This window comes from Gracilimonas sp. BCB1 (assembly GCF_040117685.2).
In the GTDB taxonomy this organism is placed as follows: domain Bacteria; phylum Bacteroidota; class Rhodothermia; order Balneolales; family Balneolaceae; genus Gracilimonas.
The window spans coordinates 129,939-156,903 of the sequence record NZ_JBEDYP020000013.1 but is presented as its reverse complement, the minus strand read 5'-3'; the positions used below and the strand labels follow the sequence as shown (position 1 = coordinate 156,903).

General features: G+C 42.2%; 21 protein-coding genes. 5 read left to right on the top strand and 16 right to left on the bottom strand.

Annotation, left to right across the window (positions count from 1 at the left end):
• Positions 1 to 16: 16 nt before the first annotated feature.
• Positions 17 to 502 carry a 5-(carboxyamino)imidazole ribonucleotide mutase gene (gene purE / locus ABFW99_RS09975; protein WP_349353350.1) on the bottom strand — a complete coding sequence of 162 codons (486 nt, stop codon included), beginning with the start codon at positions 500 to 502 and terminating at the stop codon, positions 17 to 19.
• Between the two features lie 65 nt (positions 503 to 567).
• Positions 568 to 1,728: a 5-(carboxyamino)imidazole ribonucleotide synthase gene (locus tag ABFW99_RS09970; RefSeq protein ID WP_349353349.1), complete on the bottom strand. Its 1,161-nt coding sequence runs from the start codon at positions 1,726 to 1,728 to the stop codon at positions 568 to 570.
• Positions 1,729 to 1,867: 139 nt separating this feature from the next.
• On the opposite strand from ABFW99_RS09970, the gene prfA reads away from it, so the two are divergent.
• Positions 1,868 to 2,941 carry a peptide chain release factor 1 gene (prfA, locus tag ABFW99_RS09965; protein WP_349353500.1) on the top strand — a complete coding sequence of 358 codons (1,074 nt, stop codon included), beginning with the start codon at positions 1,868 to 1,870 and terminating at the stop codon, positions 2,939 to 2,941.
• Here the strand turns inward: prfA and ABFW99_RS09960 are convergent.
• From ABFW99_RS09960 to ABFW99_RS09940, 5 genes are all read right to left on the bottom strand, one after another.
• Positions 2,938 to 3,957: a family 10 glycosylhydrolase gene (locus ABFW99_RS09960; RefSeq protein ID WP_349353348.1), complete on the bottom strand. Its 1,020-nt coding sequence runs from the start codon at positions 3,955 to 3,957 to the stop codon at positions 2,938 to 2,940. The two genes, prfA and ABFW99_RS09960, sit on opposite strands and share 4 nt — an antisense overlap.
• Before the next feature lie 41 nt (positions 3,958 to 3,998).
• Positions 3,999 to 5,075, bottom strand: coding sequence for a carbohydrate-binding family 9-like protein (locus tag ABFW99_RS09955; RefSeq protein WP_349353347.1), 1,077 nt, complete (start codon positions 5,073 to 5,075; stop codon positions 3,999 to 4,001).
• Positions 5,076 to 5,212: 137 nt separating this feature from the next.
• Positions 5,213 to 6,820 (bottom strand): phosphoenolpyruvate carboxykinase, encoded by a 1,608-nt coding sequence (locus ABFW99_RS09950; protein WP_349353346.1) that lies wholly within the window; start codon positions 6,818 to 6,820, stop codon positions 5,213 to 5,215.
• A 290-nt stretch (positions 6,821 to 7,110) separates the two neighbouring features.
• Complete coding sequence (locus ABFW99_RS09945; protein ID WP_349353345.1) at positions 7,111 to 9,840, bottom strand: serine/threonine-protein kinase; 2,730 nt, start codon at positions 9,838 to 9,840, stop codon at positions 7,111 to 7,113.
• An 81-nt stretch (positions 9,841 to 9,921) separates the two neighbouring features.
• Positions 9,922 to 10,497, bottom strand: coding sequence for a sigma-70 family RNA polymerase sigma factor (locus ABFW99_RS09940; RefSeq protein ID WP_349353344.1), 576 nt, complete (start codon positions 10,495 to 10,497; stop codon positions 9,922 to 9,924).
• A gap of 532 nt (positions 10,498 to 11,029) precedes the next feature.
• Between ABFW99_RS09940 and ABFW99_RS09935 the strand changes: the two genes are divergently transcribed.
• A complete protein-coding gene (locus tag ABFW99_RS09935) occupies positions 11,030 to 12,055 on the top strand; it encodes an agmatine deiminase family protein (RefSeq protein ID WP_349353343.1) in 1,026 nt (341 codons plus the stop codon).
• 4 nt (positions 12,056 to 12,059) lie between these two features.
• On the opposite strand, the gene ABFW99_RS09930 is transcribed toward ABFW99_RS09935, so the two are convergent.
• From ABFW99_RS09930 to ABFW99_RS09910, 5 genes are all read right to left on the bottom strand, one after another.
• Positions 12,060 to 13,373 (bottom strand): M20/M25/M40 family metallo-hydrolase, encoded by a 1,314-nt coding sequence (locus ABFW99_RS09930; protein WP_349353342.1) that lies wholly within the window; start codon positions 13,371 to 13,373, stop codon positions 12,060 to 12,062.
• A gap of 100 nt (positions 13,374 to 13,473) precedes the next feature.
• Positions 13,474 to 15,849 (bottom strand): ATP-binding protein, encoded by a 2,376-nt coding sequence (locus ABFW99_RS09925; protein WP_349353341.1) that lies wholly within the window; start codon positions 15,847 to 15,849, stop codon positions 13,474 to 13,476.
• Between the two features lie 63 nt (positions 15,850 to 15,912).
• A complete protein-coding gene (locus ABFW99_RS09920; protein WP_349353340.1) occupies positions 15,913 to 17,022 on the bottom strand; it encodes a fatty acid desaturase family protein in 1,110 nt (369 codons plus the stop codon).
• A 58-nt stretch (positions 17,023 to 17,080) separates the two neighbouring features.
• Positions 17,081 to 18,280 (bottom strand): saccharopine dehydrogenase family protein, encoded by a 1,200-nt coding sequence (locus ABFW99_RS09915; RefSeq protein ID WP_349353339.1) that lies wholly within the window; start codon positions 18,278 to 18,280, stop codon positions 17,081 to 17,083.
• Positions 18,281 to 18,366: 86 nt separating this feature from the next.
• Positions 18,367 to 18,576, bottom strand: coding sequence for a cold-shock protein (locus tag ABFW99_RS09910; RefSeq protein WP_255132410.1), 210 nt, complete (start codon positions 18,574 to 18,576; stop codon positions 18,367 to 18,369).
• 380 nt (positions 18,577 to 18,956) lie between these two features.
• Between ABFW99_RS09910 and ABFW99_RS09905 the strand changes: the two genes are divergently transcribed.
• Positions 18,957 to 20,279: an aspartyl protease family protein gene (locus ABFW99_RS09905; RefSeq protein ID WP_349353338.1), complete on the top strand. Its 1,323-nt coding sequence runs from the start codon at positions 18,957 to 18,959 to the stop codon at positions 20,277 to 20,279.
• 81 nt (positions 20,280 to 20,360) lie between these two features.
• A complete protein-coding gene (locus ABFW99_RS09900) occupies positions 20,361 to 21,887 on the top strand; it encodes a S10 family peptidase (RefSeq protein ID WP_349353337.1) in 1,527 nt (508 codons plus the stop codon).
• A gap of 58 nt (positions 21,888 to 21,945) precedes the next feature.
• On the opposite strand, the gene ABFW99_RS09895 is transcribed toward ABFW99_RS09900, so the two are convergent.
• From ABFW99_RS09895 to ABFW99_RS09880, 4 genes are all read right to left on the bottom strand, one after another.
• Positions 21,946 to 22,344, bottom strand: a complete 399-nt coding sequence (locus tag ABFW99_RS09895; RefSeq protein ID WP_349353336.1) for a DUF1353 domain-containing protein — start codon at positions 22,342 to 22,344, stop codon at positions 21,946 to 21,948.
• Between the two features lie 125 nt (positions 22,345 to 22,469).
• The gene (locus ABFW99_RS09890) at positions 22,470 to 22,688 is read right to left on the bottom strand and encodes a cold-shock protein (RefSeq protein WP_440707491.1); all 219 of its coding nucleotides are present in this window, start codon (positions 22,686 to 22,688) and stop codon (positions 22,470 to 22,472) included.
• Positions 22,689 to 23,070: 382 nt separating this feature from the next.
• On the bottom strand, positions 23,071 to 23,850 hold the full coding sequence (locus tag ABFW99_RS09885; protein WP_349354417.1) for a S1/P1 nuclease: 780 nt from the start codon (positions 23,848 to 23,850) through the stop codon (positions 23,071 to 23,073).
• Positions 23,851 to 23,923: 73 nt separating this feature from the next.
• Positions 23,924 to 24,415, bottom strand: coding sequence for a VOC family protein (locus ABFW99_RS09880; RefSeq protein ID WP_349354416.1), 492 nt, complete (start codon positions 24,413 to 24,415; stop codon positions 23,924 to 23,926).
• Between the two features lie 141 nt (positions 24,416 to 24,556).
• Between ABFW99_RS09880 and ABFW99_RS09875 the strand changes: the two genes are divergently transcribed.
• A complete protein-coding gene (locus ABFW99_RS09875; RefSeq protein WP_349354415.1) occupies positions 24,557 to 26,908 on the top strand; it encodes a PAS domain S-box protein in 2,352 nt (783 codons plus the stop codon).
• Positions 26,909 to 26,965: the final 57 nt, after the last annotated feature.

Genomic DNA, 26,965 nt, shown 5'->3' with positions numbered 1-26,965 from the left:
AATAAATTTTTGTGTATTACTTGAGGTTGTCCGTCTTCTTCATCGACTCTTCGGCCATTTCCCTATGATAGGCTTCCAGCTTTCCGGACAAAGATTCATCATTCATTCCGAGCATTCGGGCAGCAAGGAGTCCTGCATTTTTTGCTTTCCCAATGGCTACCGTGGCTACAGGAATACCGTTTGGCATTTGGACTATGGAGTATAGGCTGTCCACTCCGCCAAGAGCCGTTGTTTTAACCGGTACGCCGATAACAGGCAGGGTTGTATGGCTGGCTAACATCCCGGGGAGGTGGGCAGCTCCTCCGGCTCCGGCAATAATAATCCTGATTCCCCGCTTGCGGGCTTCTTTACCATAATCCGCCATAACATCGGGTGTACGGTGAGCAGAAACCACGCGCTTCTCATAAGGCACGCCAAAATAATCCAGGATTTCTGTGGCTTCTTTCATGGTGGGCCAGTCGCTGTCGCTGCCCATTACTACTCCGACGATTGGTGTGCTCATTACTCAGTGTTTTTGGTTTGTTTGTTGTTGAGAAATATAGAATTCAGAACTCATAATTCAGAATTTCAAATCTCTATATTTCGTGTCACATGCATGGCCTGCTTATAAGTTTCTTCAAGGTTTTCTCCCAACAAAGTATAGTGTGCCATTTTTCGGCCAACTTTGCTATCTACCTTTCCATATACGTGAAGGTGTCCGTTTTCTTCCTCTAAAGCTTCTTTAATATGATCGGTCTCAGCCTGACGCTTATGCGTGCCCAGCAAGTTAATCATAGCTACGGCTGGTTTATTTAATCGGGTTGAGCCAAGCGGGAGATCAAGAACCGCGCGAACGTGATTCTCAAATTGTGAGGCTACCGTTCCCTCAATGGTATAATGCCCGGAATTGTGAGGGCGGGGAGCCGACTCGTTGAGGATGAGTGAGCCTTCTTTAGTCAGAAAAAATTCAAAAGCGAAGATACCCTTGCCATCAATAGCTTCAGTGGCTTTCACAGCCAGTTCCTGAGCCATTTCCCGCACAATGTTCTCTACTGGGGCCGGTGATAAAACAGCCACACAAATATGATCTTTTTGGACGGTTTCACAACATGGATAAACCACCGTGCCGGTGTCGTTTCGGGCTACCTGTACGGCCAGTTCTTTAGTGAAATCCACAAAGGCTTCGGCCAGAATGTCCTGTCCTTTGTCGCCGCCCAGATTTGAGAATGCTTCTTGAGCCTCCTCCATAGTGTTCACGGTTTCATTTCCATAGCCATCGTACCCTCCTTTGGAAGACTTCAGCATATACGGCCAGCCGTAATCTTCCCCAAATTGTTCCAGGTCCGATTCATTTCTGACCAGCTTGTATGGAGTCACAGGAATTCCCGCAGCTTCGAAGGTTTGCTTTTCAATCAGCTTGTTTTCAATCAAGGCGAAGCTTTCCGGGGAGGGATAGATGGGAGTGCCGCTTTTCTCCTGTACTTCTTTCAGGATGTCTGAACTTATAAATTCATTTTCCAGGGTGATGACATCACAACCTTTGGCAAATTCCACCATGTCGTCTACAGAATCAAAAGACCCTGAAGTAGAATAAGGAGTCATAAACTGAACAGGCTCATTCTCAGTGCGATCCGAAAAAACGGCTACCTGGATACCGAACCGAAAGGCTTCAAGAGAACTCATTCGTGCCAGCTGACCGGCACCTAAAAATCCAAGTTTAAGATTGGCGGGTATGGAAGTACGGGGCATAGCGGATTTTTTCTTTTAAGGTAAGGATGATTGGGGAGTGAATCTATTTATAGAAGTAAAGCTTTTCATAAAACCGGTATTAATACTGATTCTTAATCCTTAATTTCAGGGCTGAAACAATATCAGCTCTACAATGGATATAGAAGAAAAGCTAAAGCAAATTAAATCAAGGTTCGAAGAAGTGAATGCGGCGATGAGTGATCCGGCCGTGTTCGACGATCCTGATACATATACCGAGCTCACCAAAGAACGCAGCGACCTGGAAGAACTGGTTCAGGATTACGATACCTGGAAAGATCTTAAAAACCGGCAGGAAGGGAATAAAGAACTCATCGAGATGAATGAGGATGCCGAGATCACAGAAATGGCCCGCGAAGAGAATGCTGAAATTAAGAAAGAGCTGGGCGAGCTAGAAGAGGAAATCAAAATGAAGCTGATTCCCAAAGACCCGGAAGATTCCAAGAATGCCATTATTGAAGTAAGAGCAGGTACCGGTGGTGATGAAGCCGCTATTTTTGCCGGAGACTTATTTGAAATGTATCGCCGCTATGCCGACAAACAGGGATGGAAGATGAGCATCATGAGCATTGCTCATTCCGAGAAAGGAGGGTATAAGGAAATTGTATTTCAGCTGGAAGGGGAAGAGGTGTTTGGCAAGATGAAGTACGAAAGCGGTGTTCACCGTGTGCAACGGGTGCCCGAGACCGAAAGCCAGGGACGTGTTCATACCTCTGCGGCAACGGTAGCTGTACTTCCTGAAGTTGAAGAAGTGGATATCCATATCAACCCGGCTGATATCCGTGTGGATACCTTTCGGGCGAGTGGGGCCGGTGGGCAGCACGTAAATAAAACGGATTCTGCTATACGTTTGACCCATGAACCATCCGGCATCGTGGTAGAGTGCCAGGAAGAGCGTTCTCAGCATCAAAACAAAGAAAAAGCCATGACGATGCTTCGGGCTAAAATGTATGATATTGAGCTGGAGGAAAAGCAAAAAGAGAGAGCCGCTGAACGAAAGAGTCAGGTTTCTACAGGCGACCGTTCTGCCAAGATCCGAACTTACAATTTTCCACAGGGTCGCTTTACGGATCACCGCATCAATCTTACCCTTTATGATTTGGATAATATCATGAAAGGCGGAATCGATGAAGCGATCGAAGCGCTACGTGTTCAGGACAACCTCGAGAAGTTAAATGCATTGGCAGAGGATTAATTCCTGCTGCTTATAGTACTTAGCACTTCCCAGTGCTCCTCACTCAAGGCATTGATATCAAACACGGAAATTCCTTTAGCCCCGCCTGCTTTTGCTTTTTGAACAGCTGTTTGCAATTCATCAGGGTTCAGAGCAGGAATGTAAAGCCCGGCCACGATATCAAAACGGTCGTGGGCTTCTCGAACACCTTGCGCGGTTGAAAACTGAATCCACTCCAGATTCTGTCGGTAAAAGTTTTGGTACAACATGGGGAGAGCAATATCAAGATTCCAGCTGGCCCAGTCTTGTCGAACCATCTGCCGGCTCATTTCCGGAAAAGGAAATACAGCCGCGGTAAGCATTTTGTCTTCAGCATGTACAATTTGGGCAATCTCATTCACCAGGCTGGTTACGGCATTCAATCGAAACTGTAGCCATTCCATACTTAACTCGGGATGCTCCATTTTCATCGGGTCCACTCCGAAAAGTTCTTCAAACTCCCGGCGTGCATTGGGGTGATATCCATAATCATACTTGGGAAACTGCCGGTCCTGAACCAGATCGTATTTTGGCTGAAGATCAGCTCCAAGTATGACATCTACATATCGGACATAGTCGAGATGAACGGAAGTGAGCCCGGTGATTTTAGCGTATTCTGCCATATTAGATTTGATATACTCTCTTGCACCTTCAGAGAAGGGGGAGAGCCACTGGTAATAATCCACATAAGCTCTGTAGTCGTATGAATTGTCGCCATTTCGATTTACAGCATACCATTCAGGGTGTTTGGCAGCCGTGGTATCTCTGGGCCGGTTTAGCGTCCATACCCAGGCATGAATGTTCATGCTATAATCATCAGCTATATTAACCACGGTTTCAGTCTCTTCGGGGCTGGCAGAAAGAAAAAGATCGGTGAGTCCGTTTGAGGAAAAATGATCAAGTTGTGTACGCCACTCTTCTTCTGTTTCTGCGATATCACCTCCGGTCCAGGCAGCTATTATAAAAGAAGACTCAGGAGTTTTTTCACTACAACTCATAATGAAAAAGGTATTCGCTATTAAAAAAAGAAGCAGTTTATTCATGGTGATTTTACAATATAACCGTCTTGATTGATGGTCAGTGAGGTGTTTTCTGTATTTAAAACCGTGAGCTCAAAACCCAGTTTGGTTAAATGAACGGAGGCTGAAAGAGTCTGTTCATTTACTAAAAAGTCAGGTCCGCCTAAATCTATTATGTCACTGGTAAATTTCTCATTCATATTTTTCCAATCCAGTTGATTTCTATACAAATAGAATAGCAGCTGGTATTCGTTAACTAACTCATTTTTCTGGATCTCTTCTTCCGGGCTTTCCGCGAAATAGAGGTAGCCCCAGTGTTCGGGCCGGTGCATATCAATAACTGATTGTTGAGTCCATACCCAGTTATGTTCAGGAAGCCGGTTTCCATCCTTGTCGGTCTTTTTTTCATAATTTCCATTGACGATCTGATGCTGCCATTGCACCCTCGAGAAGTTGATTCTCCACATACTCCCCGTTCCGAACTGAACGCCGCGATCAATGGCAGTGATGGGTTTAATAGGGATGGCCATTTCCACACTCCAATATTCATCAACATCGGAAGGGTCATTTAATGTGCCATCTATATCAATTCCCACTTTCGTTTCATTAAGGTCCCAATGATCTAATACCGGGCCATTTCTTCGATAGGGACGAGCCAGGAATAAATCCCAAAGTGTTCCCAACGCATTTACTTCAAATTCGGCATAATAAGGCTGAAACTGATTGGGTTTGATGAATATTTCAAAATCGTTGTTGTAAAAGATAACCGCATCCCGATCGGTTATGTCTGCCCATACGTGTTCTTCTTCCATCTCGGCATAAAAGTAGATGTACTTTTCGTCCCACAGCATTTTGACACGTGTGTTGTAATATGGGCTTTGATTCGTTTCACCTTCAATATCAATGAAAAAGTCAGTCCATTCTGCAAGCTCCCAGCTTATTTCGTCTGCTTTGCCATCTATAGCAAGGGGTGAAGGGCTTTTCAGGACGGCATAATGCTTGGGTATAACGAGTTCAAGTGAGTCGGTCTGAGCCTGATTTGAATGACAACCGACCAGCCATAGGGAAGCAAGTAAAAGCGGGAGGAAAAATTTCATTCCCGATTATACAAAAATAACGTTCACTCCGAAATTCGGAATCGGAATTGATTAGGGATCAATCGTTAGGAAGGTCAAATAAAAAAGCCTGCACCCAAATGGATACAGGCTTTGCTTAAGAATCTATATGCTGAGTACTATTCAGCCTTTGGAGCAGCCGCAAGCAATTCGTCACTAGCTTCATCTTTAAACTGCTCAAAGTTGTGGATGAACATTTCAGCCAGCGTTTTAGCTTTCTGGTCGTAGGCTTCTTTGTCTTTCCAGGTATTTCGCGGTATCAGCACTTCTGAAGGTACTCCGTCAACCGAAGTAGGAATCTGGAACCCAAAAACCGGATCAGTTTGATATTCTACCTTTTCAAGGTTTCCGGCAATGGCTTCGCTCAGCATTTTTCGTGTGTGCGGAAGTTTCATTCGATGGCCTTCTCCGTATTCACCGCCTGTCCAGCCGGTGTTAACAAGCCAAACATTGGCATCGTGCTTGCGTATTTTTTCGGCTAAAAGCTCAGCGTACACTGTTGGATGCAGAGGCATGAACGGGGCTCCGAAACATGCTGAGAACGTAGCCTGAGGCTCAGTTACTCCACGCTCGGTACCGGCTACTTTGGCAGTATATCCACTGATAAAGTGGTACATCGCCTGATCCGGAGTAAGTTTAGAAATGGGAGGGAGCACGCCAAAAGCATCACAAGTTAAAAAGATAATGTTTTCGGGGTGACCGCCTTTGCCGGTATCACTTGCGTTAGGAATATAGTCAAGCGGGTAAGAACAACGGGTGTTCTGGGTGAGGCTGACGTCATCAAAATCGGGCTCGCGATTTTCATCCAGTACCACATTTTCCAGGATGGTTCCCGGCATCTTGGTGGTGGCGTAAATCAGCGGTTCATTCTCTTTGGAAAGATTGATGGTTTTGGCATAACAGCCGCCTTCAAAATTAAAGGTGCCTTCATCGCTCCAGCCATGTTCGTCATCACCAATCAAAGTTTTATCAGGGTCAGCTGATAGCGTGGTTTTACCGGTTCCGGAAAGACCGAAGAACACAGCCGTTTTACCATTCTCATCATGGTTGGCCGAGCAGTGCATGGCCATTACGCCTTTTTTGGGAAGCAGGTAATTCATTACTGAGAAAATACCCTTCTTCACCTCGCCTGAATAAAGCGTGCCGCCAATCAGGATAATTTTCTTATCAAAGTTGCAAAGAATAAATGTGCTGGTACGCGTGCCGTCTTTTTCGGGATTGGCTTTCAAGTGGGGAGCGGCCAGCACAGTAAATTCGGGCTCATGATTCTCCAGCTCTTCAGCGGATGGCCGGATAAACATATTATGGGCAAATAGTCCGTGGTATGCTGCTTCACTTACTACCCGTACGTTTAGCCTGTTCTTTTCATCAGCACCACAAAAGAGGTCTTTCACAAATAGATCTTTGTCTTGCAGATAGTTCACTACCTTTTCGTACAAGTTGTCAAAAACATCTTCCGAAATAGGCTGGTTAACATCCCCCCAGTCAATATCATCATGGATAGAAGGCTGATCAACAATATATTTGTCTTGGGGAGAACGTCCGGTAAACTTGCCTGTTAAAACACGGAGGGCGTAGTCTTTAGTGAGTACGGCTTCGTTTCTCTGAATAGCTTGCTCATAAAGTTCAGAGGGGGTCAGGTTCCAGAATACATTTTCATTGTCACCCAAACCAATATAATCCAGGCTTTTTAAAGAATTTGGCTGGGTCATTGTATCTACACTCATGTTGGCTTTTTGTGGTTCAATTTAATTAAGTGCTAAAGGTAAGGATATGTGCTTTTAATATTAACCTTTTTGTCTGGTAAAAATAAATTACGAAAAGATTAATGAGATACACTGGAAGCGCTTTTCTAAGTTATGCAGGGATGTTTTATCACTTAAATAACAATGATATCACTGCCCGAAGCTTGAATTTGTTAGGTGAGATTGAGAAAATGTTCAAGAAAATTTCCCTTAAAAAGAGCAATGCCTGTGTAAATTAGTAAGCGAAAGATTGAATAATCCTTTTTTAACGGCTATAAACCCTGTATTGTCTCGAGGTTTTCCTGAATAATAGCAATGAGTTTTTCATCTGTAAAATCTACCGAATCAATTCTTGACTGGGCCTCGAGAAAGTAGCGTTCAGCCGATGTAAAGTCTTTGTTTTTCATGGTTGAAAGCGCCAGATAAGTGTAAGCTTCAATATATTCACTGTGACGGGCATTATCCGAACCTTCCAGTCTCTCTAAACACTCGGTGAGTAATTGCGTGGCTTTTTGGGAGTCCTCCAGATCAAGGGCCAGTTTTCCGTGATCGATCAGGGTCTTAATCAGGTCGGGATGAGAAGGCGGCAGGGTGGCCTTCAATATTGAGGCGGATTCGTTGAAAAGGCTGTCTGCAGTATAAAGATTTCCGGTAAGGTGTTTGATAATGGCGATGTTATATAAATCGGTTCCTATGTACCGGTGTTGGTCTCCAAATATTTGCTGATCTAATTTCAATACTTCCGTGTAAAGCGATTCTGACCGGGCAAAGTTACCCCTTCTGCGTTCCAGGCTTCCCATGTTACTTAAAGTAGCTACGGTTGCGGGATGCCGCTGCCCGAAAACCACTTTAACTAAACTCAGTGTTTTGTTATAAAGAGACTCAGCCACAGAAAAATTTCCCATCTTTTCCTGCAAAACGGCCATGTTATTGTAGGTGCTTGCAAAACTGGGGTGATTTTCTTCCAGGAATTTTTTCTTAATTCGGATGCTCTCCTCAAAAAGCGGATAGGATTCTTCATATTCGTTTATGTTCATATAAAAAGTGCCAAGGTCGTTGGCTGAATAGGCTACCTTGAGGTCTTCATCACCAAAAAAATCCTTATTAATACGATAGGTGTTTTGAAGTAGTTCTTCAGCTCTTTGGTTCTCTCCTTGTTTTGCCAACAGACGCCCCAGGCTTCGGCTGGTAGAAGCAATATTCTGGTTGTCTAATCGGCTGATTGTTCTGTTGTTTTTATAGTAGTATGAAAGGGATTCATTAAACAAAGTCAGGGCTTTATCAGCATTTCCTTTCTCTTCGTAGTTACTGCCCAGCTCGGCTGTTACATTAGCAAGCAGCGTATTATCAGTGCCAGAAGCTTTTTTAAATAAGTTCAGAGCAATTTCTCCATGTTCAATAGCCTGATCCAGATGTCCCAATTTCCTTTTTACGATCCCAAGGTTGTGGTAGGTTTTAGCGGTTTGTGGGGAAGATTCCCCATAAAGTTGCTTCTGAATAATTAGTGACGCCTGAAGGAGGGAATCTGCCGTTTGATACTCCCCAATTCCGTAGAACACATCCGAAATTACAATCATCAATTCTGATTGAATAGCGGGTTGGCTTTGCAATCTGTTTACTCTTTCTAATCCATTGTTCAGCAATTGTATGGCATTCAGATCCCGAGCTTCGATTTGAGCCTCGGTGGGGTCGTTCACCCGGAAGATCTCCTTGATATACTCTGTGACTTGTCGGGCTTTTTCAGCTTCCAGTTGTGCCTGATTTCGTTCCTGCGTAATTCTCCAAGTATAGAACCCAACGAGGGCAGATATGAGCAGTACGATTCCCGAAAAAACAGCCACACCTTGCTTATGCCTCCGCATAAATTTATTTGCCCGGTACCGGAATGAATCCTCTCTTGCTGTAACAGGAAGGCCTTCAAAGTAATGATTAAGATCATTGATAAAGTCATTGGCTGTTCTGTATCGGGATTCGGGCTCCTTTCGGATGGCCTTCATCAGGATGGCATCAATGTCGCCTTTCAGTTTGGTTTTGAGGCCGCCTTCAACTATTGAGCTGGGCGTTGGTGGTTCTTTTTCGACGATGACTTTTTCTACCTGATACCGTGTAAGCTTATCGAGTTTGAATGGCTCTTTCCCGGTAAGAAGTTTGTAAAGGATGATGCCAAGTGAGTATATATCTGAGGCAGTGGTGATAACACCGTTTTTTATTTGTTCAGGAGAGGCATATCGCAGGGTTAGAACCTGTGCATTAGTACGGGTCAGGTCAATGTCGTCATCTTCCAGCAGCTTAGAGATCCCAAAATCCAGAATTTTCACATTTCCATGGCGATCAACAAGAATGTTATCCGGTTTTAGGTCGCGATGGATGGTAAGGTTTTCATGGGCATACTGTACGGCCGAAAGCACCTTCTTAAACAACTCAATTTTCTCTTTCACTGAACAGTTTTGCTCTCTGCAGTAGGCGGTAATCGGGCTACCATCAACATATTCCATGATGATAAACGGGAAGCCTTCTTCAGTTAGGCCGCCATCATACAGGCGTGCAACACCCGTGTGTTTCAGGTTAGCAAGTATCTGCTGTTCTCTCCGGAACCGCTGAATATTCTCTTTGGTTGCCCGGTGCTTTTGGATAATTTTGACGGCAACTTCGTGCGTGAAATCCTTACCTTCTCTTTCTGCCCGGTATACCGAGCCCATTCCGCCTTCACCTATCTTTTCTTTGATGATGTATGAACCGATTTTACTGCCGGTCGTTATGTGATCGGTTGGAAGAGAGGCCAAATCATCAGACGCTTCCTCAAATAAACCCTCTTTATATTTTTCAGGATTCTCCAGCCAGCCTTCGGATTCGTTAATGGAGGCGAGCAAAAGATTTACCTCATTTTTCAGTTCATCATTACCTTTGCAACGCTCCCGGATATACTCTTCTCTCTTTTCGACAGGGAGTGCTAATACTTCATCGATGATGGTTTCGACGGTTTGCCAGTTATAGTCGCTCATACAGTTTGTATGTAAATTGATGCTTGTTCTAAACGTCCTTCTCTTACGTTACTCTACGTAAACCCGCCTCGATAACGCTCATTAATGGACATCAAACTTTCCCTTTAATTCTTTATAGAGCCAGCCCCTTGCTTTCATCCAATCTCTTTTAACGGTGCTTTTTGAGATGTTGAGTGCCTCGGCTGTATCTTCAATCGTCATTTCCCCAAAAAACCTCATTTCCACCACTTTAGCCAGACGATCATTTAGTTTTTCGAGTTCATTTAACGCATCATCTATATCAATAAGCTCTTTGGCTTTCTTCTTTTGCTTGCTGAAGAGTTCATCGATGAAGGTCAGGTCTTTATTTTTCCCACCTCTTTTCTGAGCGTGTTTTTTACGGGCATGATCAATTAAAATCTGACGCATGCATTTTGAAGCGATTGCCAGAAAGTGGCTCTTATCCGAAAAATTGATTGTAGTCTGATCAATCATTTTTAAATAGGCCTCATGAACCAACTCCGTTTTTGATAAGGTGTGATCGGCTCGCTGATGCTTCATATGCCGATAGGCGAGACTCCTCAGTTCATCATATATAAGAGGATAAAGCTTTTCATAAACTTCATTTTCTCCCGATTTAAGCCGAACTAAAAGCTGGGTTACTTCTTCTTTCTTCATCCGATCTGACTGATACTAATAATTGAAGGCCTGTTAAAAGGGTTAAACAGTATATAATCAATGTAGTGTTTGAATTCAATTTTAGAACCCCTGTCCGGTTAGGCTTAAACCAAAAATTGTCTCTGCAAGAGCCTGATTTGAGTGTATATAAAAAATTATAGGCCAAAATGAGCCGTTTCTTATAATTAATTCGAATATAATGATGGAGACCAAAACCATTATGATACAGTTTGGGGTTTTCAGGGTACAAAAAAAAGGAAGGCGGTTTGCCTTCCTTTTTTTATGCATTCTAATTGGTCATGACTTTCCATAATTTATCTGTTCACAAAAAATTCTTTTATATGAGAGAACAGAAAGTACCCATTGGGTTTATTCAAACATTATGCTCAAAAAACGTTAAAGGTAATCTCTGCCGGTACATAGAGTTAATAAGAAATGCTGCTGAAAAAATAGCTCAGATTATATGCTTGCAGATACTCTACAAACCCATTTTTAAACGAATAGTCGATTAGTGGATCTCTTAACCTATCGGATGCCAGCGGAATGGTCCCGACATTCAGCTACTCAATTACATTGGCCTTCAAACCGTAAAACCTGGCCGGGCGAACGGCTGGAACGGGTGGAAGAAGTGTACTGTAGAATCATTGAAGAACTCCACTTTTTTGAACCAATTCATTTGTTTGTGGAAAGCCTGGAAATTCGAAACCGGGTGATGCAAAAGCTTTCAGGAAGAGCGGTGGATCTGGATCGGGTAATGATACATCAGCAAAAGATAAATGATATTTGGGCCAGAGACTGCGGGCCGATTTTTGTTCAGTATGAATCAGGCGATTTTATAATCGTCGATTGGGAATATAATGTCTGGGGTGAAAAGTATCCGCCATGGGAAGACGACAATAGGATACCGTCTTTTATCGCAGATAAGTTTGGGGTAAAACGTGTTGAACAGGATATGATTCTTGAAGGCGGATCCATCGACGTTAATGGCGAAGGAGGACTTCTAGCTACAGAATCGGTGCTGTTGAATAAAAACCGAAACCCGGATCTTTCCAGAGAAGAGATTGAGGAACGCCTGCGTACTTATCTTGGGGTTGATCAAATTATTTGGCTAAAAAGAGGGCTTGAGGGGGACGATACCGATGGCCATGTTGACAACATCACTCGTTGGCTGAATAAAGATACCGTTCTGACCATGATTTGTGAGGATAAAGAGGATATAAACTACCATGCGCTTCAGGAAAATCTGGAAACTCTCAGAAAAGTAGAGTTGAAAAGCGGAAAGAAGCTGAATATAGAAACGCTGCCTCTTCTCCATACAAAAATACAGGGCACTACAGTGGACGGCTCGGAGTATGTTCCGGCAAGCTATGCCAGTTTCTATATTGCCAACGGTGCTGTTTTACTTCCTCTGTACGACAAAAGGTATGATGACCAAGCCATTAATCTTCTCCAAAAATACTTTCCCGGCCGGAAAATTATAGGAATCGACTGTGCAGACCTGTTGCGGGGGGGAGGTTCCATTCATTGCATCACCCAACAGTGGTACGGTATTAACTAATTAACTATTTGTTAGAAGTAAGATTATCCTCACCGTTGAGAATACGGGTTGGTGTTTGCTCGGCCGATATGATTACTCTGGCTGCCTTCGCTATAGCCCGAATGGTGTTCGTGGCATGGGTAATGTCCAGGGTGTTAAATTCATCCGAGACTCTGTGATAATCCTGGTCTACATCGATAGGTGTTGTGCTGATGGTATGAGCCGGTACTCCCAGTTTTGCCAGGGTTGCATTATCAGAACGGTAGAACAGGTTTTGATTTGGATAAGGGTCGGGATAGAACACAAAGTTAGAATCGGAAACACTGTTCTGAAGAATTTCGCCAAACGTAGATTTATCGAAACCGGTAATCCAGGCTGAGTTTGCTCCGTCAACATCCGGTTTGCCTATCATTTCTATGTTGAACATGGCTACAATGTCGTTGGGATCCATTTGCTGTGAAAAGTACTTAGAGCCATATCCGCCTACTTCTTCAGCGGTAAAGCCAACGAAATAAAGGGTTCTCTCCGGCTTGGGCATGTTCTGGAAATACCGGGCTAATTCAATGACTGCTGAAACACCGGAGGCATTGTCATTAGCTCCGTTGGCTATGGAGTCTTCATCAACTGCTGAAACTACTCCAATATGATCGTAATGGGCTGAGAAAAGAACAATTTCATTTTCCCGTTTGCCTTCAATTTTTCCGATGATATTAGAAAGTCCCTGGCTTTTTACCGTATTCTCCAGGGTTATATCATAACTGTTAACCTTTTCATCAAAAATTACGAATATGTCGTTAGGCTCTGAATTAAGTTCAAAGGTTCGATTCGACCGGCTGAAATAAGTTCGGTATTTGTGAAATAGTTTTTCGTGCTCTCCATCAACCACAATTACAGATGATTCATCATCAGATGAATATTCCCCGAATTTTTTCCGATAATCATCCTGTGCTGAAATATAGTTCACATTAGTGTTATTCGGAGTCCAGCTAACAGTTTCAGCATTGGTAAGTCCAAAGTAATATTGACCACCAACCTCCCGATTGTTAATTATAATTGAAGCGTTTTTTGGTTTCAATGTGTATATGGAAAATTCCTGGCGAAAATTGTCTTTTCCGGGAAGGGTAGAGAGGCCAATATTTTCAAATTCAGCAGAGATGAAGTCGGCCGCGAGCTCAATGCCGCTTCCAAAGGCATGTCGGCCCTTCATTTGGTCAGAGCTTAAAGTCTCCATGATGCGAGAAACATTTTGCTCAGAAACAGTTGGTTGTTGGGTACACGCAGAAAACAGAAGTCCGAATGTGGTGGCAAATAAAATGGGTAACAGTGGAATTCGATCCATGCTAATATTAAAGGTTTGCATTTGAATTACGCTCAATTTTAAGCAACCTTTTGATCTCTATTTGAAAAAAAATGATACGTCAGCGTAAAGCTCTGTAAAATCAGGAGAACCATTTTTTCAGAGTTACTTCTACCATGTCCATCGATATAGGTTTAGATATAAAATCATTCATTCCGGCTTTAAGGCAGCGCTCCCTGTCTTCAAAGAAAGCATTTGCTGTCATAGCAATTATAACGGGCTGTTTGTTTTTAGGGAAAGCTTCCCTGATATATTGAGTAGCATCAATTCCATCCATAACGGGCATTTCCATATCCATAAATACCAGGTCAAAAATTTTTGAGCCAAGCAGTTCTATTGCTTCTTGACCATTGGTGGCAATATCGGGAAACAAATTCTTTTTACTTAGAATACTGGTGATAACTTTCTGATTCATGAGATTATCTTCAACTACTAATATCCTGAGTTTATTCAGATCTGCATCAGTGTTGCGCTGATGTGATCCGTCTATTTCCTTTTGTTGATCATTTTTCAGCGGTTTAGTTTCATCTGCTTCGATTGTAAAGAAGAATGTTGTTCCCTGCCCGGCTTTGCTTTCAAACCAAATTTCTCCGCCCAAAGCCTCAACCAGCTTTTTGCTGATTACTAATCCCAACCCGGTCCCTCCATGTTTCCTGGTTCTGCTGGCATCTATCTGCGTAAAGCTTTTGAAAAGCCGGTGGGCATCTTTGTCAGATATGCCGGTTCCGGTATCGGTTATACTAAATAACAGACTTCCCGGCTTATCGAGAGAGATAGCAGGACGTATCAGAATGGAAATCTCACCTTCTGAAGTGAACTTAATGGCATTGCCAATAAGGTTTATGAGGATTTGTTTGAGCTGGGTTTTATCAGTTAAGACCCATTTTGGGGTGTCGCGGGTAATTTCCAGGGAAATAGGTAGGTCTTTGCCATAAGAAAGCGGCAAAAGCATATTTAGTATTTCATCGGTAGTCTTTCGGACATTGACGGGTTGAAAATCGGGTTTAATACCGGCCGATTCAAGCTTGGAGTAATCCAGAATGTTGTTGATGATCTCGAGTAGGTTTTCGCCGCTTTGTTTGATGTTCTGAGCAAATTCTTGCTTTTCCTGCTCTGATTTTGATTCAAGCAGTAAATCGGAAAGGCCGATTACCGCATTCAGTGGAGTTCTGATTTCATGACTCATGGTAGACAGAAACTGACTTTTTGCTTTAGCAGCTTCTTCTGCTTTTATTCTCGCCCGGCTAAGGGAGTTTGTGAACCGGTAAGAAAGGATAAGAGACTGCAGAAAAAAGAAGGAGAAAAAACCGATAAAATTCAGAAGGAGGTTTTCTTCCAGAATAGTCAGGTATTCCAGCAGGTTGTGCATGAAAACTGTAAACACAATTACCACACTGGCAAGGGCAAACCAGGCACCCTCTCTTTTATTAAATGCGGCTTTTATATAAACCCAGGTAATATAAGCCAGTGCTATCGGTATAGAAGCAAAAAATAAATTAAGCAGGGCCGTAAAATAAAATGGAGTAAAAAGAATGGTTACAAAAGAGAAGGCCCCGAAAATTCCTACAAAAACATAGATAAGCTTCTTCGAGGCTTCCTGAGGATATAATTTGTGTACAAAAATACAGAACAAGGCTGCTGTAAAGTACAGGGAAAAATACTCTGCCTTGATGGTAAGTATCCAGGGGAGATCGGGGAACAGATAATGGAGCGGGTAAAGTCCTGTTCCAAAAATACGATAACTAAATAAGAAACAGACGAAGGCAAAATAAAGCATGGGTACTTCATGCCGGCCAAATAAATAGAGCCCCATAAAAAATAGGCCTATCATAAAAAGGCACCCTGTTAAAAGAAGGGTATAGCCAATTTCAATAGTACGTTCGCGTTCCAGGAACTCTTCTGTACCCAATTTAATGGGTAAGCGAATACCACCCTTACTATGTCTGAAGTTTGAGACATGCAGAACAACGTAGAGCGTATCCGAACTGAAGTGGTCAATAGATACCGTTCTGGGTAGCCAAAAAGGTGTGTAAGTTTCCCGGCTGGTTCCAACCCGACCGTTCCTGGAAATTACCTCGCCATTGATAAATAAGGTGTAGGCAGTATAAAGGTCAGGTATTGTGATTGCCAGGGGAGGAGGGTTCGCAGGTTTAATAATTTGGACAGCGTAAGTGGCATATCCATAAGAGGAAAGCTCAGGATCCTCATTCCACAAATGAGGGAAATTGACAAAGTTAACGAGGGAATCTTTTTCTATCTGATGAGGCGGAACGAGGTTATTCCAGTAAAACGACCATTCTCCGTTTAAAGCAATGGATTTCTGTTTGCCGAAGTCAATGTTTGATAAGTTAATGGTACCCTTATCAGCCAATGGCTGGGCAAATGATATGGTGCCGCCAAATAAAACCAGACTCCAAATACAGAAGATGCTGTAGAAATCCTTGTGTCTTTTTTGCATTACTAACCCGACGTATAATTCAGTCAGAATGTATGCAAATGAAAGTCTATTTAATATTAGAACTTATACGGCTTTAGCCGGTTGCCACTCAAAGTGGGGATCACCAAACTTTTTTAAGGTACGGTAATGGGAGGCCACAGCTCCGCGAAATGTAGGATGATGATTGTAGGGTATGCCAAACTCATTGGCCGTTTCCTCTACTATATAGCTGATTTTAGGATAGTGGACGCTGCATACCTTTGGGAAAAGATGGTGCTCAATCTGAAAATTCAATCCGCCAATAAACCAGGACAAGGGTTTGTTCTCGCGGGCAAAGTTATTGGTGGTAATCATTTCGTGGATAGCCCAGTGATTTTCAATGACATTATCTTCATTTGGCTCGGGGTGCATGGTTTCCTCAACCACATGTGCAAGCTGGAAAATAATACCGAGAATAAATCCGGCCGTAAGGTGCAGGCTCATAAAACCGATTAACCAGTGATACCAGGTAATATCTAAAAGTAGTAAAGGCAAAGCTATGGTATAGCCGTAGTACACAATTTTTGTAACAATCAGCGTCACCCATTCGGATATAGGGTGTTGTTTGTTTTCGTAAGGTCCAAGCGGGCTTTTAAAGAAATACCAGTAGTCTTTTACAAAAACCCAAAAGAAGGTGGCAAAACTATAGGCAAAAAAAGCCAGAATATGTTGCAGGCGATGTATAGGCTTATGCTCCGAGTGTGGGGAAAGCCGGATGAAAGCGGCTACTTCAAGGTCTTCATCATGTCCGTGAATGTTGGTATAGGTATGATGAATAATATTGTGAGTAATCTTCCAGATGTACCCGTTAGCACCCATGAGGTCAAAAGTAAGTCCCAAAAAGTAGTTGATGGTTTTATTGGATGAGTAGGCACCGTGAAGGGCGTCATGAGCTACCGAAAATCCAATTCCGGCCATACCCACACCCATACAGATACACATAACCCACATGAAGCCAAGCGAGAATTGTCCCGATATGAGAAGGGTATATGCTCCAAAATACAGAGAGAGCAGCGCGATGGTTTTGATTACCATAGACGCATTAGCATGTTGAGATAAGTTGTTCTCTTTAAAGTATTGATCAACCCGCTTTTTTACGGTTCGGCTGAATTCCTTGTCAATCTTATTATTGAACGTAACCTTTTCTATACTCACAAAACCAATCGTTAGTTAATCATTGCCATTTGTCAAAATACGTATTATTGCATCAAAATCATTTATTGGTAGATTTTATCTTTAATCCGCGCTCTGTAAGTCGTTGAACGAGCAATTCTTCAAGGGCAGAAATAGGAGTTTTAAATCCTGATTTTGTCTTCAGCTTATCGGTGTTCTCAGCCAAGCATAAAGCCGATTCACATAAAAAGAACACCGTCGATTTATTGCCAGGGTCGCCGGGGTAACTCATCTTCAGTGAGGCCTTTTGTCCGTCTTGGTCTTCTGCAATAGCCAGCAATTTAAAATAGCCATTCTCGATTTGCTTTTCCGAAGGACCTTCGCCCGGAGCCGGCATAATTTTTTTGAGCAGATTCCTAAACCACTCAAATGGGCCTAAAAGAGTAAGAGAAAGCACAATAATCGATACCACAAAGAAAGGAGCTGGATTATACCATCTTCCCAGTGAGGAGTGTTCGCTGTAGGAAATACTCTCCGTATAGAGAGAATCTTGTTCTCTCATTAGCTCCGCAGTTCTGTACACCACTTTGGAATTGACTGCCCCCATAATAAATGGTGCAGACCATCTCCGGATGTCACTGTCGTAACCAAAAAACCGGGCATCTTTGGGTGTGTGTATGTTTTGTTCGCTGTTCTGGCCTAACAACAAAGCAGGATTGTTCATTTTTTTGTATTCGCCCGTCTCAAACTTATTAAGCATGGTTGCAATGGTGCCGCCATTAAATCCCCCGCTGATGGAATAATAACTTTTGATGCTCAGCTTTTCCGGTTGGTCAAATTCTTTTTGAAGAAGAAAAGCAGCAACATCAGCCGGGACGGAATCAAAGCCGGAAAATGGAATAAGCAGAGATCCCGATTTCTGAGCTGTCTCCTCATACTTATCTCTCATTTCTTTTATAAAACCGACTTCTCCGGTGATATCCAGATAATGAGTTCCAAATTTTGCACAAGCGGCAATTACATTTTCGCCATACAGTGAAAAGGGACCTGCCGTGGTTAAGATGATCTTTGTTTTTTGGACGACTTCGTCGACTCGCTCTTTGTTTAAATTGTCAACAATAAAGCATCGGTCATTTGCTATGTTAAGTTTGTCTGCAAGAGCAGAAATTTTATCCGGATTTCGGGCGGCTATACCCCAGTTGAAATCTTCGGGCGCAAGTTCTTGAAGGTAACCGGCTGCTCGCCTGCCGGTAAAACCGGTAGCTCCAATAAGGATGAGATCAAAAGGTTTATCAGGCATGGAACTAAGTTTTTGGAAACTAACAGGTATAAAAAAACCTCTCACTTGGGTAAGTGAGAGGTTTATCTAAAGCGTCAAAGGATGAATTATCCGACTCTTGAAACTTCAACAGCGCTAAGGCCTTTAGGAGTTTCTTCGACTTCAAATTCTACTTCTTCACCGTCAGCAAGCCCCTCTTCAAATCCAAGGTTTTGAATGTTGTTGCGGTGAACAAAAATATCTTTTCCACCATTTTCAGGTTCGATGAAACCAAAACCTTTTTGAGCATCAAACCATTTAATTTTACCGTATTCCATAATGTGTTGTGTTGTAATGACTGCAGCAGACTTTAGTTAGTTCAAGAATTGAAGTGTATAAAAGTGCGGCTGCATAATTTATTGTTAGTTGTACAAACTATAGAGGGGAAACAAATACTAAACTAAATTACTAATACTGATTCTTACCATACATTTGCATCACCGCTAATATCTTCTTTATTACAATTAATACCAAATAATGCCCTGTTTATTTAGCGGATATGTCTATCAGGAAAAAAAAGATTGTTTGTTTATAATTAGAATCAGATACTAAAAATAAATCTTTTGTTAAAAAACTACGTTAAGTGTGTAGTTAAGGAAGTATTGGTGCATGTCTAAGTAGTGGAAGGAACTTAATTGAGGGTAGAGTGAATCAATTGTTGGCATTATTTAAAGGAGGAAGTTATAGAGTAGTAATTGCCTCATTATCGGTGATATTATTAGCTCAGGTACAGATTTTTGGGCAAGATTCAACTTCTTTTGAGCCTGAAAATGCTTCCTTTACGATAAATGGAAGGTCCGACCGACCGGTTGTTATTCCATTTGAGCTTGTAAATAACCTTATCATCATTGAAACCAGAATCAATGGGTCGGTTCCGTTAAAACTGATTGTAGACACAGGGGTGAGCAATGTTTTAATCACTTCACTTCCGAATGGAGAAGAAATATCACTTCGAAGTACCCGAACGGTAACCTTGTCAGGTTTGGGAGAGGGAGATCCTATAGAAGCTTTTTATGCAGAAAGAAATCGCCTGAATATCGGCACGGTTGAAGGGACAAATGTTGAAGTGTTATTTCTGAAGAAAGACATTTTCAACCTCTCAGCTTTTATGGGAACTTATGTGCATGGGCTAATTGGCTACGATCTATTTTCAAAATTCGCTGTTGAGATAGATTACATTGCAAAGAAAATCATACTGTATAAACCGGAGGAATTTGAAGAAAAGTTCAGAAAACTTCCCGATCACAGGTGGTGGCATAAGTATCCCATTACTATCGAAGAAAGAAAGCCATATATAGATGTAGACTTTAAACACCGCCCGGGTTCACCATACATACCGCTTCGTTTGTTGATTGATTCCGGCTCAAGCAATGCCTTTTCACTTTATAAGATTACCCATGAAGATATCATTGTCCCGCAATCAAATATTGAAGCACTCATTGGTGTAGGGTTGAGTGGGAACGTAAACGGGTTTTTGGGAAGAGTTCAAAAGATGAAGTTGGGAGATGAATTTATTATCGAACAGCCGGTGGTTGCCTATCCCGACAGTTTTGCAATAAGGAGGGCTTTTGAGCTTGGAGACCGGAACGGAAGTATTGGCGGAGAGGTGTTAAGGCGCTTTAAAATCATATTTCATTACCGGGACAATTATATTCTGGTAAGGCGTAATCATAATTTTGGAGAAGAATTCCACTACAACAGAAGCGGCATAGATATTAATACTCCAGTCCCAAATATTCCGCTTTATGTTGTTTCCGAAGTCCGTGAAAACTCACCGGCCGGCAGAGAGGGGATCAGAAAAGATGATATAATTAAAAAAATCAACGGGGAATCGGTTCTTGATATGGATCTGAATAAGATTATTAATGTACTCCAAAAGAGTAAGCGGTCAAGAATGAAAATACGTATTCAACGGGATTCAGTATATAAAAACTTTCACCTTTTACTGAATGACCAGCTCAAGGTAGACCCAAAGGAATAATATTTACCTAATTTGACAGGAATTTCAGCTTCAGAATTGGTAACTACTCCCCGTTACTCTTCACTAAATAAATTCTTTACTATGAAATCAGGATTTAAAGCACTTTTATTTTTATGCAGCTTATCGGTAATGCTGATACCGCAATTGGCTCTGGGCCAGGCAGTGGAAACGGATGATTTTTCCAAATCAGACTATCGAACCACTAAAATAGACTGGTCTAAAACCACCGATCATCAGGTTACTATAAAGGGAAAAAGAGTTCCCTATACTACCACCGTTGGAAATCAGCCGGTGTGGAATGAGGAGGGGAAACCGGTTGCAAGCCTTTTTTACACTTACTATGAACGCTCAGATGTAAAGAATAAAGAGCGCCGCCCTTTGGTATTTTCATTTAATGGCGGCCCGGGTTCAGCCTCTGTCTGGATGCACATTGGGTACACAGGCCCCAAGAAATTAAAAATTGATGATGAAGGATTTCCCATTCAGCCTTATGGGGTAGAAGATAATTCACATTCCATTCTGGATGTAGCTGATATCGTTTTTGTGAATCCGGTAAACGTTGCTTTTTCCCGCATTCTGGATTCTGAAACCGATCGCTCCGAGTTTTTTGGAGTGAATGCTGATGTTGAGTACCTGGCCGACTGGATTAACACTTTTGTGAACCGGCAAAATCGCTGGCCTTCACCAAAATACCTGATCGGTGAGAGTTATGGTACTACGCGCGTTTCCGGATTGGCTAACGAGCTTCAGTCATCGTACTGGATGTATCTGAATGGGGTGATTTTAGTTTCACCAACCGGACTTGGCGTAGATAGGGACGGACCGGTAGAGGACGCTACTGCATTACCATACTATGCTGCTACAGCCTGGTATCACGATGCTTTGGGAAGCGAATTGCAAAGCAAAGATCTGGATGAAATTCTCCCCGAAGTGGAAGCTTTTGCAATTAATGAATTTATCCCGGCGCTTGCTAAAGGCGGGTTTTTAGATGAGTCGGAAAGGCAGCGAATTGCCGAAAAAGTATCGGAGTATTCCGGGTTATCGGTTGAATCTATTTTGGATCGGAATCTTCGCATTTCAACCTCTTTCTTCTGGAAAGAGTTGCTTAGAGATCAAGGGTTAACCGTGGGCCGTCTGGATTCTCGATATCGCGGCGTTGATCGTCAAAACGGGGGAGAACGTTATGACTTTGACCCGGCTCTGACTGCCTGGAATCATGCGTTTACACCGGCTATCAATCATTATTTGAGAGATGAATTAGGGTACGAAACCGACCTGCAGTACTGGACATTTGGTCCGGTTCACCCATGGGATCGAAGTGGTGATAATACCGGTGAAGACCTGAGATCTGCGATGGCTGAAAACCCATTCCTGCACGTGTTGATTCAATCCGGATATTATGATGGAGGTACCAACTATTTTGATGCGAAATATACCATGTGGAACATGGATCCAAGCGGAAGGCTGAAAGATCGGCTTTCTTTTAAAGGCTACCGTAGCGGACACATGATGTATTTGCGTGCTGAAGATTTGGCAACTTCCAATGAAGACATTCGTGTATTTATTGAAAATTCTATCCCTGAAGAGGGGACTCCTGCCAGATATTAAGCTATGCAATTTGGCTGACTTGAAAAGGGATGTAAGAAATTGCATCCCTTTTATTGTTTCAGGGAGCCTTTAGCGTATCCGGTTTGGCTGATGATGCCCCAAATAACCGAACGGCCCAATACACAAAAAATGCCCGGATTTTGCTCATGTGGTCTTCCATGCACATTTCTCTAAGCAGTTCATCAGCATATTTTCTGTTATCAAAATCAAGATGTTGTTCTCTGATCAACTGATATAACGCATCGTGGACCAGAGAACCCTGCAGAAAGTTCTTGGTGTCTATCGTGGGGCCGCTTGGGCCATCCCAGGAATATCCTTCTGAAATAAAAAGCTTCCCGTTGGAATCCAGATATAGAAAGTCATTTCCCAGTTTTTCATCCGGCCGAATGTCAATAACACGGGAATAGGATTCCACCAGAGTGTATTTATAGTGTCGTCGTTTTTTGTAAAGAATCATTTGTTTCCCCATTGGTGAGTATAGTGACAAGAGTAGCAGGATGGGGCAGTTGTTGCAAGAAAAGAATAGCAGGTAATAAAAAATCCCGCACTTAATAAATAAATGCGGGATTCAGATTCATTGAATCAGGATATCATTCGAGCAGATATACATCTGACTGCACTAAGTCCTTTGTCTGTTTCTTCAACAGCAAATTCAACTTCTTCACCGTCGTTGATATCCTCGTTAAATCCGAGGTTCTCGACGTTGTTTCGGTGAACAAAGACATCTTTTTCACCATTTTCAGGTTTAATGAAACCAAATCCTTTTTGGCCGTCAAACCATTTAATTTTACCGTATTCCATAATAAATAATAAGTGTTGTTTCACAGGCACAGTGTACTATATGCTTCAATATGAGCATACTTCATTTCAAGATCGGCTGTGAAGATTTTGTGTTAGTTATACAAACTATAGAAGGGAAATAAATACTGTACTAATAAATAAATACCGATGTTACCTTTAATTTGTACCTCAAAGATCCCCTGAATATTGACCAATACCAAACTTCTTTTTTTTAGGGTGATAGGGTGATAGGGTGATGAGGAGAGGTGAGTTAAAGAATGAGGCTCTAAAAACATCATATATATCAGGCGAAAACTGAATTTACCCAATCCTAAAAATTGCAGATAATATCACCTAGTCACCTAATCACCTAATCACCTAATCACTCATCACTCATCACTCATCACTCATAAATTTCGTTAATCAATCCGGCCATACGAACCCCTGCTTTAACTAAACGCTGCTCAACAGTGTCCCAATTTTTGTAAGAGTATTCGTAGCTGAGTTCTTTGTCGTCGGGGAAATCATATACCTGTGGCAGCAGAGCCTGAGACTCATATGCCCAATCCCGGATCGTTGTACTCTGCCATTCGTTGATTTGCTCTTCGGTAGGATGGTTCACAAAATCAGACAGCTCGGTGAAGCTGAGCTGCTTGTCATCAATCATTTCACTGTCCCACACGCGGTGCAGGTTAGAATTACTCCAAAACCATTGCAATCTTACATCGTTTCCACCACGGTCTGTACCATTACCCACATGAAGCGGCTGGTGCAAATCACCCACAAGGTGAACCAATATTTTCAGGTTTTCCTCTTCTTGTTTTTGGCTGAGGTTTCCTTCTTTTAGCTCTTTAACCACCTTTTCCAGTGCCCATATGATATCTCCACCCTCTGCTTTCTCAACCGTTTCATAGGTTTCACCTTCGGGGATGGTTACGTAATGCCAGGGGGCCATGAAATCATAAGCATCATCCGAACGGACTTCATCCATCCAGGTGCTTACTTCTGCAAGCGACTCATTACCGAGTACACGCTCTACTTCAGCTGCGGCTTTATCGGTAAGATACTGTTCAGCAACATGGCCGGTAGTGCGGTGGCCGATCTGCCCCCAGCGCAAAGCTTCATTAGCTGTTGATGTGAATCCTAAAGCAAAAATGGAAATAAGAGTTAAAAGCTTATTCATTAATAAATAGTTTGGTTTGAATTTTTTATAAGATACATGTGTGAATATTACGATTCAGTAAAAATTTATGAGTCTATTTGAGCTCATTCAATAAATCCTGAAGATTAAGTGCTTTTGTAAACATATTCAGTGAGCCGTCTTCATTTTCAGGCCACTCATTTTCCGGTCGGTCCCAATATAGTTCGACTCCATTCTGATCAGGATCGTCCAGATACAGTGCTTCAGAAACGCCATGATCAGAAGCCCCTGAAAGCGGGTAATCGGCATCAATGAGTCGTTGCAATATTTCAGCAAGATCTTTTCGGGCGGGATAAAGAATAGCGGTATGAAAAAGTCCGGTACTTCTTTCGGGAGCGGGTGGTGCCCCCAGGCTTTGCCACGTATTTAAGCCAATATGGTGGTGGTAACCTCCGGCGGATATGAAGGCCGCCTGATTTCCGTATGTGGTTATGAGGTCGAAGCCCAGAAGCCCACAATAGAAATCGAGGGATTGCTCCAAATCTGAAACCTTCAGGTGAATATGGCCAATGCGCGTTTTTGGAGGAATTTGATATGAATCAGACATAAGGCTTATAATTTTATAATTTAATCCGATAATAAAGATTAAATCCGGTAGAACTTTTAGGTTGTTAAAATATTAAGCGCCAGAGTTTTAAACACTCGAAATGGTTATTTTAAAGCGGTTCAAAGGGAATATATTCAGGCAGTGATACAGGATAAAAATAAAGTATTAACGAGTTCAGAAGTTGAGCAGCTTTTTGAAGATGGAAGCATTATAATTTTTAAATGCGCGCCCTCCTTAACCTATCCAACAACTTTTGTAAGCGGTAATGTTGAAAAGGTTTTGGGTTTTTCAACCGACTATTTCTTTTCCAATCCCAAATCCTGGTCTGGCCGCATTCATCCGGATGATAAAGAAACCGTCGCAAAAAGATTTCACCGGGTTCTTGAAAAAGGAGGGTCAGCTATTAATGAATATCGTTTCAAAAGAAAAGACGGGCGTACGATCTGGCTCCGGGATGAAATTAAGCTGTTGTACGACGATTCCGGAGAACCCTCTTCCATATTGGGAACCTCATTTGAAATTACCGACAGAAAAATTTCAGAGTTGGAAACTCAGCGGGAAATCGAAAACGAATTACGAAATCGCCTTAATTTCCAAAACGCACTTTCACTCTGTTCAAATCTATTGGTTGATGCTTCCGAGATTAGTGTATTTGATAAGGTACTGGAAATACTACAGCGAACAACAGGTTCGGACAGAGTGTACTTTTTTACAAACGAAACCACTTCTCAGGGCAAACTACTTGTAAGCCAGAAGTACGAAGCCTGTGCAGAGGGTGTAGAGCCTGAGATTGATAACTCTGAACTTCAGAATATTCCTTATAAGGAGTTTCCATTCTTTTATCAAAAGCTTTCATCAAACAATATTGTAAATGAGCCTCTTGGGGATTTGCCTTCTCCTGAACGAGAGCTTATGGAGATGCAGGGTATCTCCTCGGTTTTGTTATTACCGGTTTTCCAGGGGGATGACTGGTTCGGTTTCATTGGGTTCGACTCGCTTGGCGAACCCCGTTCCTGGGAGCAGTATGAACTGTTAACGCTGAGGACTACAGTGGAGATTATTGGGAACTTTCTGAAGCGGATTTCCATGAAAGAAAAACTGATTCAGCAGAGAAATTTCACACAGCAGATTCTGGATAACCTGCCCAGCATCTTAACGGTGGTAGATAAAAGAATGAACTTATTACTCTGGAATAAAACGGGCGAAAGATTTACAGGGTATTCTGCGGATGAGTTGAGATCAATGTCGGTGTATGATCTGGTTCCAAAACAAGACCACAAAGGACTGATCGGAGCTATAAAAGAAATGCTGGCTAGCAACACGGCCGGCCAGGAAGTGAATGTACAGCACAAAAGAGGAAAGATTAGCCCTTATTTTTGGAGAGGAAATGTTATTGAGATGGATGGGCAGGAAGTGTTTTTATTGGTTGGGTTAAACATCAGCAAGCAAAAAGAAATGGAGCGAGAGCTGATTGAAGAGAAAAGATTTGCTGACGCCATTATTGAAGGGCTTCCGGGGACGTTCTTTATGCTAGATGAAGACCTCAATTTAGTGAGGGCCAACAAGAATTTTGCACAGGATGTAGGCTATTCTGTAGAGGATTTGTTGAATAAAAGAATTCTGGATTACTATTCTGAAGAAAATAAAGAGCTGTTAAACAACAAGTTAAAAGAAATTTTCAAGTATGGCAGAATAAGCCTGGAATCAAACCCTATTGCAAAAGATGGAAATGAACTATCCCGAAATGTAAATGCAGTACTGTTTGAGCGAGAAGGTGAAACTTTTATAATCGGAACCGGGCAGGATATAAGTGATTTAAAGAACAGGGAGCGAGAACTGAGGGCGAGCATTCAAGAGAAGGAAGTTTTACTTCAGGAAATTCATCATCGCGTTAAGAATAACCTTGCTGTTATTTCCGGTTTGCTTGAGCTGCAGGTTTACGAATATTCTGATCCAACCTACGTGAGGCTGATTCAGGAAAGCCAGATGCGTATCCAGACCATGGCTATGATTCATGAAAAATTGTATCAGTCAGAAAGTCTGAGCAGAATCTTTATCCATGAATATATTGATGATCTGATTGATCAAATCAGAAGCAGCATTAAGATCGGAAATACCGATATTAGTGTAAGTACCCAGATTGAGGATGTTGAGCTGAATATAAACCAGGCCATTCCATTTGCCCTGGCTTTAAATGAGATCATTTCTAATTCACTTGAACATGCCTTTCATGGAAAAGAGCAGGGACAGGTTACAGTAAAACTGGAAGAGCGCGAGGGTATCATTTATAGTACTATTAAAGATGACGGGGTCGGGTTTTCTACAATGAATGATATGAGCTCATTAAATTCATTGGGTATGACCTTAATAAAATCCTTACTTCAACAAATTGGTGCCGAGTGGACATCAAGTGGTAAAGGGGGAGTCACCTACCAGATAAAATTCAAGAAAGACATGGACAAAGGGTCAAGCAGTACGCTCGATATTGTTTGAGTTGATTAAGATTTATTTTTGAGCATACAGGAACAGCCTCTTTTTTTTGAGCTCAAA

Bases quoted from the DNA above. Each gene is read 5' to 3' on its own strand.
- ABFW99_RS09915 (WP_349353339.1), bottom strand. From the start codon at position 18,280: ATGCCTGATAAACCTTTTGATCTCATCCTTATTGGAGCTACCGGTTTT.
- ABFW99_RS09895 (WP_349353336.1), bottom strand. From the start codon at position 22,344: ATGATTCTTTACAAAAAACGACGACACTATAAATACACTCTGGTGGAA.
- ABFW99_RS09945 (WP_349353345.1), bottom strand. From the start codon at position 9,840: ATGAGCGACTATAACTGGCAAACCGTCGAAACCATCATCGATGAAGTA.
- ABFW99_RS09925 (WP_349353341.1), bottom strand. From the start codon at position 15,849: ATGCAAAAAAGACACAAGGATTTCTACAGCATCTTCTGTATTTGGAGT.
- purE (WP_349353350.1), bottom strand. From the start codon at position 502: ATGAGCACACCAATCGTCGGAGTAGTAATGGGCAGCGACAGCGACTGG.
- ABFW99_RS09940 (WP_349353344.1), bottom strand. From the start codon at position 10,497: ATGAAGAAAGAAGAAGTAACCCAGCTTTTAGTTCGGCTTAAATCGGGA.
- ABFW99_RS09960 (WP_349353348.1), bottom strand. From the start codon at position 3,957: ATGAGTTGTAGTGAAAAAACTCCTGAGTCTTCTTTTATAATAGCTGCC.
- ABFW99_RS09930 (WP_349353342.1), bottom strand. From the start codon at position 13,373: ATGGATCGAATTCCACTGTTACCCATTTTATTTGCCACCACATTCGGA.
- ABFW99_RS09970 (WP_349353349.1), bottom strand. From the start codon at position 1,728: ATGCCCCGTACTTCCATACCCGCCAATCTTAAACTTGGATTTTTAGGT.
- ABFW99_RS09950 (WP_349353346.1), bottom strand. From the start codon at position 6,820: ATGAGTGTAGATACAATGACCCAGCCAAATTCTTTAAAAAGCCTGGAT.
- ABFW99_RS09910 (WP_255132410.1), bottom strand. From the start codon at position 18,576: ATGGAATACGGTAAAATTAAATGGTTTGATGCTCAAAAAGGTTTTGGT.
- ABFW99_RS09880 (WP_349354416.1), bottom strand. From the start codon at position 24,415: ATGTCTGATTCATATCAAATTCCTCCAAAAACGCGCATTGGCCATATT.
- ABFW99_RS09885 (WP_349354417.1), bottom strand. From the start codon at position 23,850: ATGAATAAGCTTTTAACTCTTATTTCCATTTTTGCTTTAGGATTCACA.
- ABFW99_RS09900 (WP_349353337.1), top strand. From the start codon at position 20,361: ATGAAATCAGGATTTAAAGCACTTTTATTTTTATGCAGCTTATCGGTA.
- ABFW99_RS09935 (WP_349353343.1), top strand. From the start codon at position 11,030: ATGCCAGCGGAATGGTCCCGACATTCAGCTACTCAATTACATTGGCCT.
- ABFW99_RS09955 (WP_349353347.1), bottom strand. From the start codon at position 5,075: ATGAAATTTTTCCTCCCGCTTTTACTTGCTTCCCTATGGCTGGTCGGT.
- ABFW99_RS09890 (WP_440707491.1), bottom strand. From the start codon at position 22,688: ATGGAATACGGTAAAATTAAATGGTTTGACGGCCAAAAAGGATTTGGT.